We start from the raw sequence: 16,349 nt of genomic DNA, 5'->3' as shown, positions 1-16,349 counted from the left end.
GGAACACTTCCGTGTTCAGCGCTCTCCCTGTCCCTGTCCCTGTCCCTGTCCCTGTCCCGGGCCCTGGCCATCGCCTCAGGTGCGGTGTGCGGCTATCCCAGCTCCTGCCCGGCGGTCAGGGTGTGGCGCGGCCAACGGGCTCGTGCCTGCTCCTGCGAGCGCATCAGGGCCAGCGTGGGCAGGCCCAGGGCTGCGCCCTGGGTCAGCAGGTCCGGCAGGGCGGGCAGCGGCGCAACGGCGGCCACGTCGTCCAGCACCAGGGTCAGTGGTGGGTCGAGCCGACCGGAGGATGACCGTTCGGCCATGCGCCGGCCGTGCTCGACCACGTGCGAGGCGAGTGCGGTCAACAAGGGCATCGCACCCGGATGGGTTCGGGGATCCTCGATGGATTCCCCCATCAGATAGAGGGTTCCCCCTTCACCGATGAATGACTCCAGAGCGAGCGCGTCGGCTCGCCCCGGATTGCACGCGTCCCGAATGTGGATCGACGAGAGTGCGCCCAGCGCACGTGCTGTGAGTTCCTGGGCCGTATCGCGGCGTTCGGGGTGCGCGGTGAGGGTGGCTTCCAGCTCGCCTGCCATGCCGCCCGCCGCCTTGGGATGCGTACGGAGGATCCGTACCGGCTCATGCGCCGAGTTGCCCTGTGCCCAGCGGTGTACGTGGCGGAAGGGACGGCCGTCCACCGCGGCCGCGTGCAGCCAGCAGCGCAGCATCGTCTCCGCGGCCTGTGCCATGGGCTGGTCCATCGCGTGCGCGGGGCGTACGGGGGCCAGCAGGGCGGCGGCACGGGCGGCCGCGACCTCGCGGGAAGCGCAGTCGTCCGCCGGGTTCCAGCGCAGCCGGGCAGGGGTGTCGAGGAGGTGGGACGGGTCGAAGACGTGGGTGGGCCCGAACTTGGCGCGGGCGTCCTTCGTCGCGGCCCACAGGCCGGGATCGCTGGTGACGGCGACAACCGGGCCGACCGCTTCCAGGATGGCCTGGGCGGCGGCTTCGCCGCGCTCGGTGCCGAAGAGGACGCGGGACCGGGCCGGTTCCCCGCCGGGGCCGAACAGTCCGGCGGCGAGGCCGGCGCCGGGGGCGGAGGCGGGCTGTGGCGGCGAGGCGGGGCCCCGGAGGCCGCCGGGGGCGGGCGCCGGGGCGGCCGGCTCGGTGGGTTCCGGGGTGACCGGGCCGGGGCCGGCGGCCGTCTCGTACGCGGGGGCTGGGAGGCCGACCGGCCCCTCGGCGCCGGGGGCGATGGCCTCGACCGGGGTTCCGCGGTGGTGGGCGCCGTTGCCATACGCCGTGACCGCGTCGCGAGCGCCGGGGGCGCCGGGCGCGGGGGTCCCCTCGGGCCGGGCGGCCGGAATGTGGTCGTGCCCGGGTCCGCCGTGCCCCGGTCCGCCGTGGCCCGTCACCGTCCCGTGGACGGGTGGGTGGGGGGCTTCCGGGGGCGCCGTCCGGTACGCGGTGCCTTCGGGGGCGTACGCGGGGCCGTGAGCCCGCTCCGTACCCGTGCCGTCGGCGGCGTCCGTAGCGTCGGCGATGCCGGGTGTGGCCTGGGCCTGGGGCCGGGTCCGGGCGGCGCGGCGCTTGGCGCGGACCAGCCGGTAGCGGGTCAGCGTGCCGATCGCGAAGACCGCGAGCACGATCAGCACCATCAGTTCGCTGATGAAGACGCCCCAGAACAGTCCGTACCCGGACAGCTGGGTCTTCGGTGTGGCGGGCCAGGCCGCCGCCAGGTTGTGCGGCTCCTCCACCAGGTGGCGCAGCGCCAGGGGCGTGTGCAGGAAGCTGAGGCCGTCCGGCCAGGCGCCGTGCGCGAAGAGTGCGGACAGGCCGGTCGCCGACCAGATCAGTACGGTCAGCCCCAGCAGAAAGGCGATGAGCCCGAGCAGCAGCCCGTCCGGAATGCCGCCCTGGGGGGACGGCGGTCTTCCGTGACTTCCGTGGCCTCCGTGATCGCCGTGCTCCGCGGGTCCGCCGCGGTAGTGCCCCGCCGTCATGTCAGGCCACCGTGGAGCCGTACGACGGACCGCCGTAGGGCTCCGCCTCCGCCGCGGCCTCGACCGCCGCTGCCGCTCGCTCCTCGGCCTCTGCCTCGGCGGCCAGCTGGACGGCGATCCCGTCCTCGGTCATTGCCCGGTCGGTGTAGACGAGGGGGCGCTCGGCCTCGGTGATCAGGTGTTTGACGACCTGTACGTTGCCGTTGACGTCCCAGACCGCGATACCGGGCGAGAGCGTCGGAATGATCTCGACCGCCCAGCGGGGCAGGCCCAGCACCCGCCCGGTGGCCCGGGCCTCGTCCGCCTTCTGGGCGTAGATCGTCCGGGTCGAGGCCATCTTGAGGATCGCCGCGGCCTCGCGCGCCGCCGCGCCGTCGACGACGTCGGACAGATGGTGGACGACGGCGACGAAGGACAGTCCGAGCCGTCGGCCGAACTTCAGCAGCCGCTGGAAGAGCTGGGCGACGAAGGGCGAGTTGATGATGTGCCAGGCCTCTTCGACCAGGAAGATGCGCTTCTTGCGGTCGGGCCGGATCCAGGTGTGCTCCAGCCAGACACCCACGATGGCCATGAGGATGGGCATCGCGATCGAGTTGCGGTCGATATGGGACAGGTCGAAGACGATGAGCGGCGCGTCGAGATCGATTCCGGCCGTGGTCGGACCGTCGAACATGCCGCGCAGGTCACCGTCGACCAGCCGGTCCAGCACCAGGGCGACGTCCAGGCCCCAGGCCCGTACGTCGTCCAGGTCGACGTTCATCGCCTCGGCCGACTCCGGCTCCGGGTGGCGCAGCTGCTCGACGATGTCGGTCAGTACGGGCTGGCGGTCGGTGATGGTCTCGTTGACGTAGGCGTGCGAGACCTTGAGGGCGAATCCGGAGCGCTCGTCGAGCCCGTGCCCCATCGCGACCTCGATGATCGTGCGGAGCAGGGCCAGCTGACCGGTCGTCGTGATCGACGGGTCCAGGGGGTTGAGCCGGATGCCGCCGTCCAGGGCCGCCATCGGGTCGAGCCGGATGGGCGTTATCCCCAGCTCCTGGGCGATCAGGTTCCACTCGCCGACGCCGTCCTCGCCCTGCGCGTCCAGCACCACCACCTGGCGGTCGCGGAACCGGAGCTGACGCAGTACGTACGTCTTCTCCAGGGCCGACTTGCCATTGCCGGACTCCCCGAGCACCAGCCAGTGCGGGGCGGGCAGCTGCTGGCCGTACAGCTGGAACGGGTCGTAGATGTAGCCCTTCCCGGAGTACACCTCGCGCCCGATGATGACGCCCGAGTCGCCGAGGCCGGGGGCCGCTGTCGGGAGGTAGACGGCCTGCGCCTGCCCCGTGGACGTACGGACCGGCAGCCGAATCGTCTCCACCTTCCCGAACAGAAAGCTGGTGAACGCGTCGGTGACGGCGGTCATCGGATCGGCCACGGCGGAGCCCCTATCGTCCCAGTCCCAGTCGTCTCAAGGTCGTCTTTGACGGCTATCGATCAGCTGATCAGCTGCGGTCGGCTAACGGCGGATACCGGTCGCGAACGGCAGCGTGTTCACAAAAGCGCGGTGGTGCTCACGGTCGCACCACTCCAGCTTGAGATAGCTCTTCCCCGCCGAGGCCCGGATGGTCCGCTTGTCGCGGGCGAGCCCCTCCGGCGAGCGGGAGGAGACGGTGATGTAGCCGACCAGGTTGACGCCCGCGGCACCGCTGGCCAGGTCCTCGCCCCGCTGGTCGAGCCGGCCGTGCGCGGCGATGTCGCGCGGGTCCACCGTACGGTTCATCTTCGCGGCGCGGCTGGCCTCGGCCTCGTCGTTGACCTTTTCGGTCAGCATCCGCTCGATCGCGATCTCCGTGGGCTCCAGGTCCATGCAGACGGCGACCGTACGGATGACATCGGGGGTGTGGACGAGCAGCGGGGCGAGGAAGTTCACCCCGACCGGCGTCATGGGCCATTCCTTCACCCATGCGGTGGCGTGGCACCAGGGCTCGCGGGTGCTGGACTCGCGGGTCTTCGCCTGGAGGTAGGTGGGCTCCATCGCGTCCAGCTCGGCGGGCCAGGCGTTGCGCTTGGTCATCGCCTGGATGTGGTCGATGGGGTGGTCCGGGTCGTACATGGAGTGGATGAGCGAGGCCAGCCGCCCCTGCCCGAGGGGCTGACGCACCCGGATGTCGGCCTCGGCGAGCCGCGCGCAGATGTCGGTCAGCTCACGCGCCATGATCACGGCCAGGCCGGCGTCCTTGTCGATCCGGCGGCCGCCGCCGCTGCGCCGGGTGGCGCGCGCGATGGCCTGCGCCTCGGCAGCCAGGTCGCGGGTGTAGTGCATGCAGGCGACGAGGTAGGCGCGGTGCTGCTCGGAGGAGGTGGACACCATCGACTGCAGCTGGTCGTACGAGTCCTTGAGCCAGCCCGGGGCGCCGGTGTCGCCGCGCCGCTCGACGTCCTTGGCGTGCGCGTCCGGGTCGGCGGGGAGGGTGCGGGCCAGCATCTGCAGCCGGGTCACGAAGCCGTCGCCGTTGGCCACATGCTTGAGCAGCGTGCCGAACCGGTCGACCAGGGCCTCCTGGTCCTCGCTGTCCCGCAGGCCCACGCCCGGGCCCTCGATCTCGATCGCGGCGGTGACCGTGCGGCGGTCGGCGTGCAGCAGGACGGCGATCTCGTCCGGGCCGAACGGCGCGGCCAGCCAGTTGATCCGGCCGATGCCGGGGGGCGGCCCGACCTCCACCTCGCGGCCGTCGAGCCGGGTGCCGGCCTCGGCGGCAGCGGAGCGATAGCCGGTGGTGCCCTTGCGGACGCTGCGCCGGTACGAACGGTTGATCTCGAACCAGCGGTAGAACGTGCGCCCGTTGTACGGCACGTACACGGCGGCCAGCGCGAGGGTCGGGAAGCCGACCAGGGCGACGATGCGCAGCGTCAGCATCGGCACCAGCAGCCCGCACATCATCCCGATGAACGCGCCCGCGATGATCAGCGCGATCTCACCGGTCTCGCGGTTCTTGCCGACGATCGCGTTGGGGCGGGCACGGCCGATCAGATATGTGCGGCGCGGTGCGATGGCGTGGGACTGGGCATCGACCGTCACCGCTGGTCACCTCCCGGGTTGTTGCCTGAGCTGTTGTTCTGCGAACGAGGGGTGGGAGCGGACCCGCCGCCTCCGGAGTTGCCGGTGCGGCTGGCGCCGGAGGCGCCCCCGCCGCTGCCGCCCCCGCCGCCGCGGGAGCTGTGCGCGGCGACGCCGCCGGATACGGGGTTGGCGGGCTTGGCCTGACCCGGGCGGGCACCGCCGCCTCCGCCGTCGCCCCCGCCGCGGGCACTGTGGGTGTTGATGCCCTGCTTCACCAGGGCCGCGGGCGAGCTGATGACGGCGGCGGCCTGGCGGGAGGCGGGATCGGCGCTGGCGCTGCGGGCCTTGACGATCTCGTCGCCGAAACCGGGCACGAAGCGGTAGATCATCGCGCTGGCGAAGATGGCGAGGATGATGATCGAGAGGCCGGAGACGACGGCCGAGAAGGCTTCGGGCTCGTTACCGGAGGTGGAGAGCGCGCCAGCCAGGGCGAGGACTATCACGATGACCGGCTTGACGAGAATCACCGCGATCATGATCCCGGCCCAGCGGCGGACGTGCCCCCACATGTTCTTGTCGACGAGGCCCGCGTAGACGGCCGTACCGAGCAGGGCGCCGACGTAGAGCAGGGCCGCGCGGATGACCAGCTCCAGACAGAGCACACCGGCGGCGAGGATCGTCACGAGCGACACGACGATGAGCATGATGGGGCCGCCGCCGATGTCCTCGTCCCGCTTGAGGGCCTGGGCGAACGATCCGAAGAAGGCGTCGTTGTCGGCACCGGTGCCGGAGGCGATGGCGTCCGTGACGGCGTCGGTGGCGGTGACGACCGTATAGAGGATGAGCGGGGTGAAGGCGGAGGCCAGGACCGTCAGCCACAGGAAGCCGATGGCCTCGGAGAGCGCCTCGCCGAGCGGGACGCCGCGGATGGCGCGCTTGGCGACGGCGAGGAGCCAGAGGACGAGGGTCAGGACGGTCGAGGCGGCGAAGACGACGGCGTACTGGCGGAGGAAGGCCTCGTTGGTGAAGTCGACGTTCGCCGTCTCCTTGACGAGCTTCGAGAGCTTGCCGACGAGCCATGAGGCGGCATCGGCGCAGCCGCGGGCGAGGGAGGCGGCGGGGTCGAGGGGGTTCGACGGGTCGGAAGGGGCGCCTGAGCCGCCGGACCCGTCCCCGCATGGGGCAGGGCCGATGATGTCGCCACAATGACCGTCTTCCGCCGGGCTGGGAGTGGGCGACGGCGCGGCGACAGCACGACTGGCCAGGAGAATGATCGCCGTCTGTACGGACGCGACGGCACCGGTGAGCACGAGAGCGCAACGGCGGAGGCTAGCGGGCATAGGTGAACGCTCCGTACTGCTCGACTGCCTTGGCGATCTCATCGGCCGTGGACGCGGTGCGGTCGCTGTTGACGGGTGCTGGGCCGTCCTTCTGCGAGTAGGCCTCGGTCTTCCAGTCGTTCTTCGCCCAGCGGAGCTTGAGCGTCAGGGTGAACCAGTCATTGGTGACCGGATTCTTCGAACCTTCCCCCGCCGTACCGAACACCCCTGTGCACCACACCGCCACCGTCGCCGTGGTGTTCGTGAACTTTGAGACCTTCGTTCCCATGGGGGCGGTACGCGAGATGTAGGTCATGCCGTCGGGTGCCTTGCCGTTCGCGTCCAGGCCGATCTTCTCGAGGGAGTCGGCGGAGTACGCCTTGTCGAGCTTGGTCTGGAGCGGGGCCGCTGCCGCGCTGGTGAAGATCTGGGGCAGGAGGTCGTGGCGACTGTCGCGGTTGAACATGTCGGCCGAGCTCAGCGCCACCGCGTAGTTCGCCGCCGCGCTCTGCGCCCCCTGCTGGGACCTCGCGAAGCCCGACGCGATGCCCGTCGTGCCGTTCTTGCCGGTGACCGGGCGGGTGCCGGTGGGGGCGGTGGGCTGGGCGTTGGCGTTGGAGCCGCCGGAGTCCGCGTCGGACGAGCCGCCGTCGTCCTGGCCGCCGCGGTTGACGAAGGCGATGGCGGCGAGGAGCAGGACGACGACCCCGACGACCGTGATCAGGTTGCGGCTCGGCTTGCCCGCCCGGCCGGGGCCGCGGCGGGGCGGGCCGTAGGGGTCCTCGTCGCCTTCCGGTAGGCGCGTGCGCGTCAGGTGGCCGCCGGAGGCCGTGCCGCGGGTGCGGCCGGTGTCGTGGCCGTCGTAGTCGTAGTCACCGCCGTAGCCGCCGTCGCCGCCGAGACTCATCGTGTGCTCGCCCCTTCAACCGTGCCGACCCTGCCGCCGTCCGTGGTCGCTCTTCCGCCACGCTGGTACGACGGTAGCGGCGTGGACCGAGGTGTGGGCGTGGTGGTGTGAGTGGACATCAGACTGACACGACCTCGGCGACGGGAGCGACGGGAGCGGGCATAGCGGGCATCAGGAAGCAGCCTCGGGTACGGAGGGTGGGGCCGGTAGGGGGGATCGGGGGCGGAGGCTCGGGGGTGGGGGCGCGCGCGGCGCGCGGGGGGCGGCTCCGGTGTGCGGGGGCGCGGGCCGGGGCGGTGCGGGGGCGTGGCTAGACGGCCATGCCGTACACGATCGTGAAGAGCGTGCCCAGCGAGCCGATGATGAACACACCGGTCAGCCCCGCGACGATCAGGCCCTTGCCCTGCTCCGCGCTGAAGGTGTCGCGCAGCGCGGTCGCGCCGATGCGCTGCTTGGCCGCGCCCCAGATCGCGATGCCGAAGCACAGCAGCAGCGCGACGGCCATGACGACCTCGATCATGACGCGGGCCTCGCTGCCCAGGCTTCCGAAGGGGCCCCAGTCTGGGGCGATTCCGCCGATGATGGTGTTGATGTCGCCCTTTTCGGCCGCTAGAAACATAGTGAACTCACCGCCCCTTATGGGTAGTTATGTGCCCCGCCGGTCGGCGTGGGTCAGTCTCTATCTTCGCTGACGAATCCGCTTCCGCATGCCGACTGGGCGGCATTTCTTGGCGGATCTCGTACGTGTTGTGGACCACGGTGACCTGGCAGGAGGGCGAGCCGTGTCCATCAGGCGCCCTTTGGTTACTCTGTGTATCACGCGGGTGGGCGCCGGGCAACGATCGGTAGCCGAACCCCTCATTCCTCCGCGGGCTCCTCCGCGAAGTCGTCGAACTCACCCGCCTTGACCCCCTTGAGGAACGCCTCCCACTTGGCCTGGGTGGTGACGACGACGGTCTCCGGGTCGTTGCTCTCGCGCATGTAGATCCGGCCGTCGGGACCCGCGGCCACCTCCAGGTAGGCGCCCGCCTCCTCGTCCTCGCCGGTCGAGGCCCGCTGCCAGTCCAGCTGCGTCATCCGTGTTCCTCGGGGTTCATGGGGTGTCAGGTGCTCGGACGGGCCGGACTTTACGCGTTCCACGGGGCGCGCGGAGGGGGCGCAGGGAGCACGCGGCGGCGGTTGGCCGTAGGATTTCGGCTGGCGAGCGGCTGATTTTCGCCGTGCGTACGGAAACGCGTTCGTACTGCGGGCTGATGGGGGAGGATGGCCGGGTGCGTAAGGTCTGGCTGGGTGTCAGTGTCGGTATCGGAGTCTGTTTTTCCTTCGTCGTCCTGCTCGTTCTCGGCACCTACTTGGTCGCCGCGAATCTCGCGGGCGGTGGCGGGGGCACCAGCGTCGGTCTGGCGAAGGGTGCTGTCCCGGCCTCGTACGCGCCGCTGATCCAGCGGTACGGGAACTCCTGCCCCGCGCTCAACCCGGCCCTGCTCGCCGCGCAGCTCTACCAGGAGAGCGGCTGGAACGCGAAGGCGCAGAGCCCGGCCAACGCCAAGGGGCTGGCCCAGTTCATTCCCGCCACCTGGGCGTCGCACGGGGTGGACGGCGACAAGGACGGCAAGCGGGACATCTGGAATCCGAACGACGCGATTCCGTCCGCGGCCGCCTACGACTGCTCCCTCGCGAAGTACGTGAAGGACGTACCGGGCAATCTGACGCACAACATGCTGGCGTCCTACAACGCGGGCGCGTACGCCGTGCTCAAGTACAACGGCGTGCCGCCGTACCGCGAGACCCAGAACTACGTGAAGACCATCACCACGCTGGCCAAGAGCTTCGAGGCACCCACGCGGACCGTGCAGCCGTCGCGGCAGTCGGCGGCGGCGATCTACTTCGCGCAGAAGCAGCTCGGGAAGCCCTATCTGTGGGGCGGTAACGGCACCCCGGACCAGGACGGGCGGTTCGACTGCTCGGGGCTGACGAAGGCGGCGTACAAGACGGTGGGGATCGAGCTGCCGCGCGTCGCCAACGACCAGTGGAACGCCGGGCCGCATCCCAAGCGCGACGAGCTGCTCCCCGGGGATCTGGTCTTCTTCGCGTACGACCTGAACGACCCGAGATCCATTCACCACGTGGGGATCTACGTGGGCGGCGGGAAGATGATCAACGCGCCCTACACTGGTGCGGTGATCCGTTTCGACCCCATCGACTCCCCGGACTACATCGGGGCGACGCGGGTGACGCAGGATGGCGCAAAAGCGCTGCCCGATCCCGGCACGGCCTGAGGATTCCCTCTGAGCTGCGGCGATGGGTCACCCTTCGATAACGTCCCGGTGATCGTTGGGTAGCGAACGGAACGCCTGGCGGAATAAGGGCGTTTCCTGGAAGTGGACCGGCGCACACCGCTCGGCGATCGCACGCCGGGACCGTCGGTCGTGGGGAATCACGGGGGTCGGCAGCTGTACGTAGCGACAGGTGAGAGATAAGGGGCCGCGGCACATGGCTGGACTCGCACTGGACGGGTCGAACCCCGATGTCAGCCTTCTCTACGACATCAACGGGCTCGCCAAGGACGCCCCGCACTGGTTCGACCGCGTGATGGAGTTCGTCGGCGAGTACGGGATCGTCATCGGGCTCGCCCTGGTGGGCCTCGGCGCCTGGTGGAGCGTGCGCAAGCGGCCGCAGGACGCGCCGTCGGCGGTCGCCGGGCTGATGTGGGCGCCGCTGGCCGCCGGGCTCGCGCTGATCGCCAACATCCCGATCCGCGGCTTCGTCCAGCGCCCGCGGCCGTTCCGGGACCATCAGGGGCTCGACGTCCTGGTGGCGGGCAAGACCGACTTCTCCTTCGTCAGCGATCACGCGACGCTGACCATGGGGCTCGCCGTGGGCATCTTCATGGCCCACCGGCGGTACGGGCTGGCCGCGATCGGGCTCGCGCTGCTCGAGGGCTTCTGCCGCGTCTACATGGGCGTGCACTATCCGACCGACGTGGTCGGCGGGTTCGCGCTGGGAACGGCGGTCGCGCTGCTGCTCGCGCCGCTCGCGATGATGCTGCTGACGCCGCTCACCACGACGATCGCCGGGTCGCGGGCCTCCTGGCTGATACGGGCCGGGCGCCCCGCTCCGGCCGCCGCGGCGGGCGAGGAGGTCCCGGAGTTCCCCGAGGCCCGGTCGCCGGGCTCGGAGCGCGGCAGCAAGGACCTCGCGGCCTGACACACCTGTCGACGGGCGGCACGGCATCAGGCCGGGCCGCCCGTCGTTCATAGAAGGTGGCGTCAAAGGGGACGGGGGGACGGAGGGACGGGGCGCGCCGGCGGGCCCGCCCGTCACAGCGCCCGCCCGTCACAGCCCCGCCCGGTCACAGCGCCTGTGGGAAGTCGAAGAGCCGGTTCGGGTCGTAACGCTTCTTCAGCGCCGCCAGCCGGTCCGCGCCGGATCCGTAGTACGCCGAGCGCCAGTCCTTGAGCGTGGCGTCGGTGTAGTTCTGGTACGCCGCCCCGGAGGCGTAGCGCCGCATCGCCGTGTGCGCCTGGTCCAGCCAGGCGTTCTGCGGGGCGCCCGCGCCGCCCGCCGCCCAGGACGCGGTGTACTGCGCGAGGAACCGCGAGCGGCGGTGGACGAACGCGGTGGCCTTCGGGTCGACGCGGTTCACGGCGCCGCCGAGCGCGGTGAGCGCGACGCTGACCGCGCCGCCGCCGCTGGTGCGCCGCCCGAAGCGCTCGACCTGGTCGAGCATCGCGCGCACCCCCGCCTGGCTCAGCGAGCGGTCGAAGAAGTCGGACCGGGCCGCGTACGTCTCCCGCGTCAGCACCCCGTCGGCGCTGCGGCCGGGCTTGTCGCCGGGCAGATGGCAGCGGGTGGCCGAGGTGTCGCCGCATCCCGCGTACATGCGCATCGCGTCGACGTACCCCCGGCGGCGCAGGGTCACCCGGGAGGCGGGGCCGGGGCCGCCGGGGCCGTCGGCGAGCCGGTCCACCGCGTTCTGCAGGTCGCCGTAGGTGCCGAGCGAGAAGCAGCTGATGGAGACGGTGGGGGTGTGGCCGGGGGCGGCCGACAGGTGCAGCGCCGACCAGATCTCGTCGGGCTGGTCGGGGCCCCACTTCTGCCAGGACTGAAGCACCTTGGCCGCCTTCGACCAGGGCCAGGACATATAGGCGGTGACGCCGTCGCCGGGCTTGCGGGTACGGAAGCGCAGCTCGGTGACGACGCCGAAGTTGCCGCCGCCCGCGCCGCGCAGCGCCCAGAAGAGGTCGGGTTCGCGGTCCTTGGAGACCTGGAGGGTCTTGCCCGCGGCGGTGACGAGGGTCGCGCCGGTGAGGTGGTCGGAGGTGAGCCCGTACGCCCGGGAGACCACGCCGTGGCCGCCGCCGAGGGTGAGCCCGGAGATGCCGACGGTCGGGCAGGAGCCACCGGGGACGGTGACGCCGTGGGCGCCGAGCCGGGTGTAGACGTCGATGAGCTTGGCGCCGCCGCCGATGCGGGCTTCGCCCGTGGTGGTGCGGATGGAGTCGAGTGCGGAGACGTCGATGACCAGGCGGCCGTCGCCGCTGGAATAACCCGCGTAGCTGTGGCCGCCGTTGCGGATGGCGACGGGGGTGCCATGGCGCCGGGCGAAGTCCAGGCATGCGACGATGTCGGACGTATTGCCTATATAGGCGACACCGGCGGGCCGCAGACGGTCGAAGCGGGTGTTGTACAGGCGGCTGGCGGAGGTGTAGTCGGCGTCGCCGGGGCGCACCAGGTCGCCGTGCAGCGCCGTGCCGAGCGCGGTCCAGTCCGCGGCCTTCGGCTTGCCGTCGCGCGCCGTGAACCGGCTGGTCGAGACGGCGTCGAGGGAGGTCACGCCGCCGGCGGCGTGACCCGTCGTGCTGTTGCTGCCGCATGCCGCGGCCCAGGTGGCCGTGGACGCCAGCCCCGCGCTCGCTGCCAGCAGTTTCCGCCGGTCCATGACGGTGTCCCCTCCCTGTCGACCTTGCCCCTCCGGTCGACCGGGCCACCGCCGTTACCGCGTTCGCCGCCCGGTCTCCTGGTCAGAGGGCATGCCGGGCGGCGGGGTTCCGTCTGTGGCGGAAGAATGACGGTCCGTCGTATGGGCACTGGCGTCGTCGCGGGCCATGGACCGGGCGCGGCGGGCCGGACCGGTCCAGCCGCAGGTGCATCGGGCGAGGCAGAAGGCCCCCTTCTCCACGGTGGTGGTGCGGGCTTGGCCGGGGCCTGTGTCACCTGAGTCGAGCACATGACCACGCTACCGGGCCGTGACGGGCGGCCGGAACGGGTCGTTAAACGAACAAGTATCAAGGCGTGGACGAGCGTGGCCAGGGGGTCGACGGTCGATGGTGGTTCAGCGACGCGGTGGAAGGAGACGGGCGAGGGCGGTCGCCGGGTGCGTGGCGGGTGGTCTGCTGGCCGGGCTGCTGGCGACCGTCAGCGGCTGCTCGTCCCAGACGGTGGCGGACGAGCGCCCGGGCGGTGCCCCCGGGGCGGCGGCCGCGGTCGCCGTGCTGCGGCAGGCCGCGGATGTGCTGGTGAGCTCGGGGAGTTCACGGGTGCGGACGACCCTGGAGACGGCGACCGGCGGCACCCGGGTGTCGATCGAGGGCCGCGGGGCGTACGACTTCGAGCAGCGGCGGGGGCGGCTGCGGCTGGTGCTGCCGAGGGACGCGACGGGCGCGGCCGAGCACGGGCCGATCACCGAACTGCTGGCGTCCGGTGCCCTCTTCATGCGCAACCGCGGCGCGGGCATCCCCAGCGACAAATGGGTACGGGTGGACACGGCGGGCATTCCGGACGGCAATCTGGTCACCGGTGGGGCGACCGATCCGCTGACCGCCGCCGAACTGCTGCGCGGCGTACGGCGGGCGAGCCTGGTCGGACAGGAGGGGCTGGACGGCGCCCTGGTGCGGCACTACCGCGGCACCACGGACATCGGCCGGGCCGCCCAGGTGGCCTCCCCCGGCGTACGGGGGCCGTTGCGGGCCGCGGCGAAGGGGTTCACCGACCCGCTGGTGCCGTTCGACGCGTATCTGGACGGGCTGGGGCGGCTGCGCGAGGTGCGGCACCGCTTCACGGTGACCAGCCGGGCGAGCGGTACCCGGCCCCCCGGGGGCGCGGACGGGCGGCGGGCGGTGGGGGTCGCCTCGACGACGGAGCTGTACGACTTCGGGGTGGCGGCCGCCGTTCGGCTCCCCAAGCCCGCGGATATCTACGCAGGAAAGGTCGGATCGCCTCAGAAGTAGTCGGAGGGGCCCGCTCTGTCCTTCGAAATGGCCCATCCGTGCCATGCGCGGAGTGTGTACCGATCCCTACGCTGGGAAGCTGCTGCTCGAAGGTGCTCGCAGGAGGAGGTGAAACACGTGGTTGCGCGTCGCGGCTCTCCGGGCCCGGACCCCGTGGCCCTCGTCGAGATCGATCTCTACGGTGAACTGATGATCGCTGCGGCGAGCGCGGTCGAGGACAGGCTCAGTCCGGACCGCATCGACGAAGTGCTCCGGGTGGAGACCGACCGATCAGCCCGCCGGTCATCCGACCGGTCATCCGACCGGTCATCAGGGCGATCGTCGGACCGGTCATCAGAGCGATCAGATTCGGCCGACCACTCGAAGGCGCGGAAGGCCGACCGTCCGGAAACCGACCGTCCGGAAACCGACCGTCCGGAAACCGGCCTGCCGGAAACCGGCCTGCCCGAAGCCGGCGCTCCGGACGCCCGATAGGCCCGTCCCCCGGAGCGGTGTCGGGCCCGGGGGTGAACCCCGGATCCGCGGACGTCCTCAGGTGCGCAGCAGCCGGGCGATGGCCGCCGTCGCCTCGGCGACCTTGGCGTCCACCTCGTCCCCTCCTTCGCCGCCCTCCTTGGCGGCGCTCTCGACGGCCGCGCTGGCGACGCAGTGCCGCAGGTGCTCTTCGAGCAGTTGGAGGGCGAAGGACTGCAGGGCCTTGGTGCTCGCTGAGACCTGGGTGAGTATGTCGATGCAGTAGACATCCTCCTCGACCATCCGTTGCAGACCCCGGATCTGGCCTTCGATCCGGCGCAGCCGCTTCAGGTGCTGGTCCTTCTGGTGGGCGTACCCGTGGCCGCCGTGGGTAGACGAAGCCTGGCCGGACGCCTGGCCCCGCTGGTCGCCGGTGGGCGTGGTGGTGCCGGCTGCCGTGGTGGTCATGGCGTCCTCCCGTTGTTCACTATCGGTGCGCATATACCCCTGGTGGGTATATGGTAACGGCTTTTCCGGCCAAACAAGGCCCCTGTGAAGAGCACCCTGCCCGATGGGCGACACTGGGGACGCCGGTTACCGTGGCCGGAAGATGCGCCTAGCATCGTCGAGTCCCCATCCGCCGCATCCCGAGGATCCCCAGTGCGCTTTCGTCTGACCCCCAGGGAGACGAGCTTCTACGACATGTTCGCCGCCTCCGCGGACAACATCGTGACCGGCTCCAAGCTCCTGATGGAACTGCTCGGGGCGGACTCCGCCGCTCGTTCCGAGATCGCCGAGCGGATGAGGGCCGCGGAGCATGCGGGGGACGACGCCACGCACGCGATCTTCCATCAGCTGAACTCCTCCTTCATCACGCCGTTCGACCGCGAGGACATCTACTCCCTCGCTTCGTCCCTCGACGACATCATGGACTTCATGGAGGAGGCCGTCGACCTGGTCGTCCTCTATCAGGTCGATGAGCTGCCCAAGGGTGTCGAGCAGCAGATCGAGGTGCTGGCGCGGGCGGCCGAGCTGACCGCCGAGGCCATGCCGAACCTGCGCACCATGACGAACCTCACGGAGTACTGGATCGAGGTCAACCGGCTGGAGAACCAGGCCGACCAGATCCACCGCAAGCTGCTGGCCCACCTCTTCAACGGCAAGTACGACGCGATGGAGGTGCTCAAGCTCAAGCAGATCGTGGATGTGCTGGAAGAGGCGGCCGACGCCTTCGAGCATGTGGCCAACACGGTCGAGACCATCGCCGTCAAGGAGTCCTGAGCCCCGGCATGGACACCTTCGCGCTCGTCGTGACCATCGCGGTCGCGCTCTTCTTCACCTACACCAACGGCTTCCACGACTCGGCGAACGCCATCGCCACCTCGGTCTCCACCCGGGCCCTGACCCCGCGGGCCGCCCTCGCGATGGCCGCGGTGATGAACCTCGCGGGTGCCTTCCTGGGCAGCGGGGTCGCCAAGACGGTCAGTGAGGGCCTGATCGCCACCCCGACCGGCAAACAGGGCATGATCATCCTGTTTTCCGCGTTGATCGGCGCGATCACCTGGAACATGGTCACCTGGTACTACGGGCTGCCGTCGTCCTCCTCGCACGCCCTGTTCGGCGGCCTGGTGGGCGCCGCGCTCGCCGGTGCCAGCACCGTTCACTGGAGCGGGGTGGTGGAGAAGGTCGTCCTCCCGATGGTCATCTCGCCCGTCGTCGGCCTGGTGCTGGGCTACTTCGTCATGGTGGCCATCCTCTGGATGTTCCGTAAGTCCAACCCGCACAAGGCCAAGCGCGGCTTCCGGATAGCACAGACCGTGTCGGCCGCCGCCATGGCGCTCGGACACGGTCTGCAAGATGCCCAGAAGACCATGGGTGTGGTCGTGATGGCCCTGGTCATCGGCGGTGTCGAGGATCAGGGGGACGCGATCCCGGTGTGGGTGAAGATCGCCTGCGCCGCGATGCTCTCGCTCGGCACGTACGCGGGTGGCTGGCGCATCATGCGCACCCTGGGCCGCCGGATCATCGAACTGGACCCGCCGCAGGGCTTCGCCGCCGAGACGACGGCGGCCTCGGTCATGTACACCGCGTCGTTCATGTTCCAGGCGCCGATCTCGACGACCCATGTCATCACCTCGGCGATCATGGGTGTGGGGGCGACCAAGCGCGTGAACGCGGTGCGCTGGGGGGTCGCGAAGAACATCATCCTCGGCTGGTTCATCACCATGCCCGCGGCGGCCGGAGTCGCCGCCCTCAGCTACTGGATCGTCGACCTGGCCTTCGGCTGACCCGCGCGGCGCGGATACGGAAAGCGGGCCCGCCCCCGGGAGCCGGGGGCGGGCCCTTTCGTCATGCGGTGGCACCGCCATGCAGCACCGCAGGACGCTCGTCCTCGCCCGGGGGCGAGGG

Annotated in this window: 15 protein-coding genes; 6 read left to right on the top strand and 9 right to left on the bottom strand. The window is 70.9% G+C overall.

The features are described from left to right. Positions 1-92 precede the first annotated feature (92 nt). From ASC60_RS42405 to ASC60_RS32690, 7 genes are all read right to left on the bottom strand, one after another. Entirely contained in the window at positions 93-1,985 is a 1,893-nt protein-coding gene (locus tag ASC60_RS42405) for a hypothetical protein (RefSeq protein WP_063787257.1), read from the bottom strand. Position 1,986: 1 nt separating this feature from the next. After that, the gene (locus ASC60_RS32715) at positions 1,987-3,405 is read right to left on the bottom strand and encodes an ATP-binding protein (protein WP_055557311.1); all 1,419 of its coding nucleotides are present in this window, start codon (positions 3,403-3,405) and stop codon (positions 1,987-1,989) included. Between the two features lie 81 nt (positions 3,406-3,486). After that, positions 3,487-5,049, bottom strand: a complete 1,563-nt coding sequence (locus ASC60_RS32710) for an SCO6880 family protein (RefSeq protein WP_055557310.1) — start codon at positions 5,047-5,049, stop codon at positions 3,487-3,489. After that, positions 5,046-6,371, bottom strand: a complete 1,326-nt coding sequence (locus ASC60_RS32705; RefSeq protein ID WP_055557309.1) for a hypothetical protein — start codon at positions 6,369-6,371, stop codon at positions 5,046-5,048. The genes ASC60_RS32710 and ASC60_RS32705 overlap by 4 nt, the downstream gene beginning before the upstream one ends. Then, a complete protein-coding gene (locus ASC60_RS32700) occupies positions 6,361-7,257 on the bottom strand; it encodes a hypothetical protein (RefSeq protein WP_055557308.1) in 897 nt (298 codons plus the stop codon). The genes ASC60_RS32705 and ASC60_RS32700 overlap by 11 nt, the downstream gene beginning before the upstream one ends. 310 nt (positions 7,258-7,567) lie before the next feature. Continuing rightward, positions 7,568-7,876 carry a hypothetical protein gene (locus ASC60_RS32695; protein WP_014053889.1) on the bottom strand — a complete coding sequence of 103 codons (309 nt, stop codon included), beginning with the start codon at positions 7,874-7,876 and terminating at the stop codon, positions 7,568-7,570. Positions 7,877-8,115: 239 nt separating this feature from the next. After that, positions 8,116-8,334, bottom strand: coding sequence for a DUF397 domain-containing protein (locus ASC60_RS32690; protein ID WP_055557307.1), 219 nt, complete (start codon positions 8,332-8,334; stop codon positions 8,116-8,118). A gap of 194 nt (positions 8,335-8,528) precedes the next feature. On the opposite strand from ASC60_RS32690, the gene ASC60_RS32685 reads away from it, so the two are divergent. Then, the gene (locus tag ASC60_RS32685) at positions 8,529-9,536 is read left to right on the top strand and encodes a bifunctional lytic transglycosylase/C40 family peptidase (protein WP_055557320.1); all 1,008 of its coding nucleotides are present in this window, start codon (positions 8,529-8,531) and stop codon (positions 9,534-9,536) included. 214 nt (positions 9,537-9,750) lie between these two features. Further along, positions 9,751-10,464 (top strand): phosphatase PAP2 family protein, encoded by a 714-nt coding sequence (locus ASC60_RS32680; RefSeq protein ID WP_055557306.1) that lies wholly within the window; start codon positions 9,751-9,753, stop codon positions 10,462-10,464. A 145-nt stretch (positions 10,465-10,609) separates the two neighbouring features. Here the strand turns inward: ASC60_RS32680 and ASC60_RS32675 are convergent, their stop codons facing one another. Next, entirely contained in the window at positions 10,610-12,199 is a 1,590-nt protein-coding gene (locus ASC60_RS32675) for an FAD-binding oxidoreductase (protein ID WP_055557305.1), read from the bottom strand. A 385-nt stretch (positions 12,200-12,584) separates the two neighbouring features. On the opposite strand from ASC60_RS32675, the gene ASC60_RS32670 reads away from it, so the two are divergent. Together ASC60_RS32670 and ASC60_RS42400 are read left to right on the top strand one after the other, a co-directional pair. Continuing rightward, the gene (locus ASC60_RS32670) at positions 12,585-13,487 is read left to right on the top strand and encodes a hypothetical protein (RefSeq protein ID WP_055557304.1); all 903 of its coding nucleotides are present in this window, start codon (positions 12,585-12,587) and stop codon (positions 13,485-13,487) included. A 153-nt stretch (positions 13,488-13,640) separates the two neighbouring features. Continuing rightward, a complete protein-coding gene (locus tag ASC60_RS42400; protein ID WP_199831110.1) occupies positions 13,641-13,961 on the top strand; it encodes a hypothetical protein in 321 nt (106 codons plus the stop codon). A gap of 57 nt (positions 13,962-14,018) precedes the next feature. On the opposite strand, the gene ASC60_RS32660 is transcribed toward ASC60_RS42400, so the two are convergent. Continuing rightward, positions 14,019-14,408 carry a metal-sensitive transcriptional regulator gene (locus ASC60_RS32660; RefSeq protein ID WP_055557303.1) on the bottom strand — a complete coding sequence of 130 codons (390 nt, stop codon included), beginning with the start codon at positions 14,406-14,408 and terminating at the stop codon, positions 14,019-14,021. Positions 14,409-14,600: 192 nt separating this feature from the next. On the opposite strand from ASC60_RS32660, the gene ASC60_RS32655 reads away from it, so the two are divergent. Together ASC60_RS32655 and ASC60_RS32650 are read left to right on the top strand one after the other, a co-directional pair. Further along, entirely contained in the window at positions 14,601-15,221 is a 621-nt protein-coding gene (locus ASC60_RS32655) for a DUF47 domain-containing protein (RefSeq protein ID WP_055557302.1), read from the top strand. Positions 15,222-15,229: 8 nt separating this feature from the next. After that, complete coding sequence (locus ASC60_RS32650) at positions 15,230-16,228, top strand: inorganic phosphate transporter (protein ID WP_055557301.1); 999 nt, start codon at positions 15,230-15,232, stop codon at positions 16,226-16,228. The last annotated feature ends 121 nt before the right edge of the window (positions 16,229-16,349 follow it).

Origin of the sequence: Streptomyces sp. NBRC 110028, from assembly GCF_001417735.1 — a bacterium.
Lineage (GTDB): Bacteria > Actinomycetota > Actinomycetes > Streptomycetales > Streptomycetaceae > Streptomyces.
Note: the sequence above shows the minus strand (reverse complement) of the source record. Positions and strands in the feature narration are given on the sequence as shown.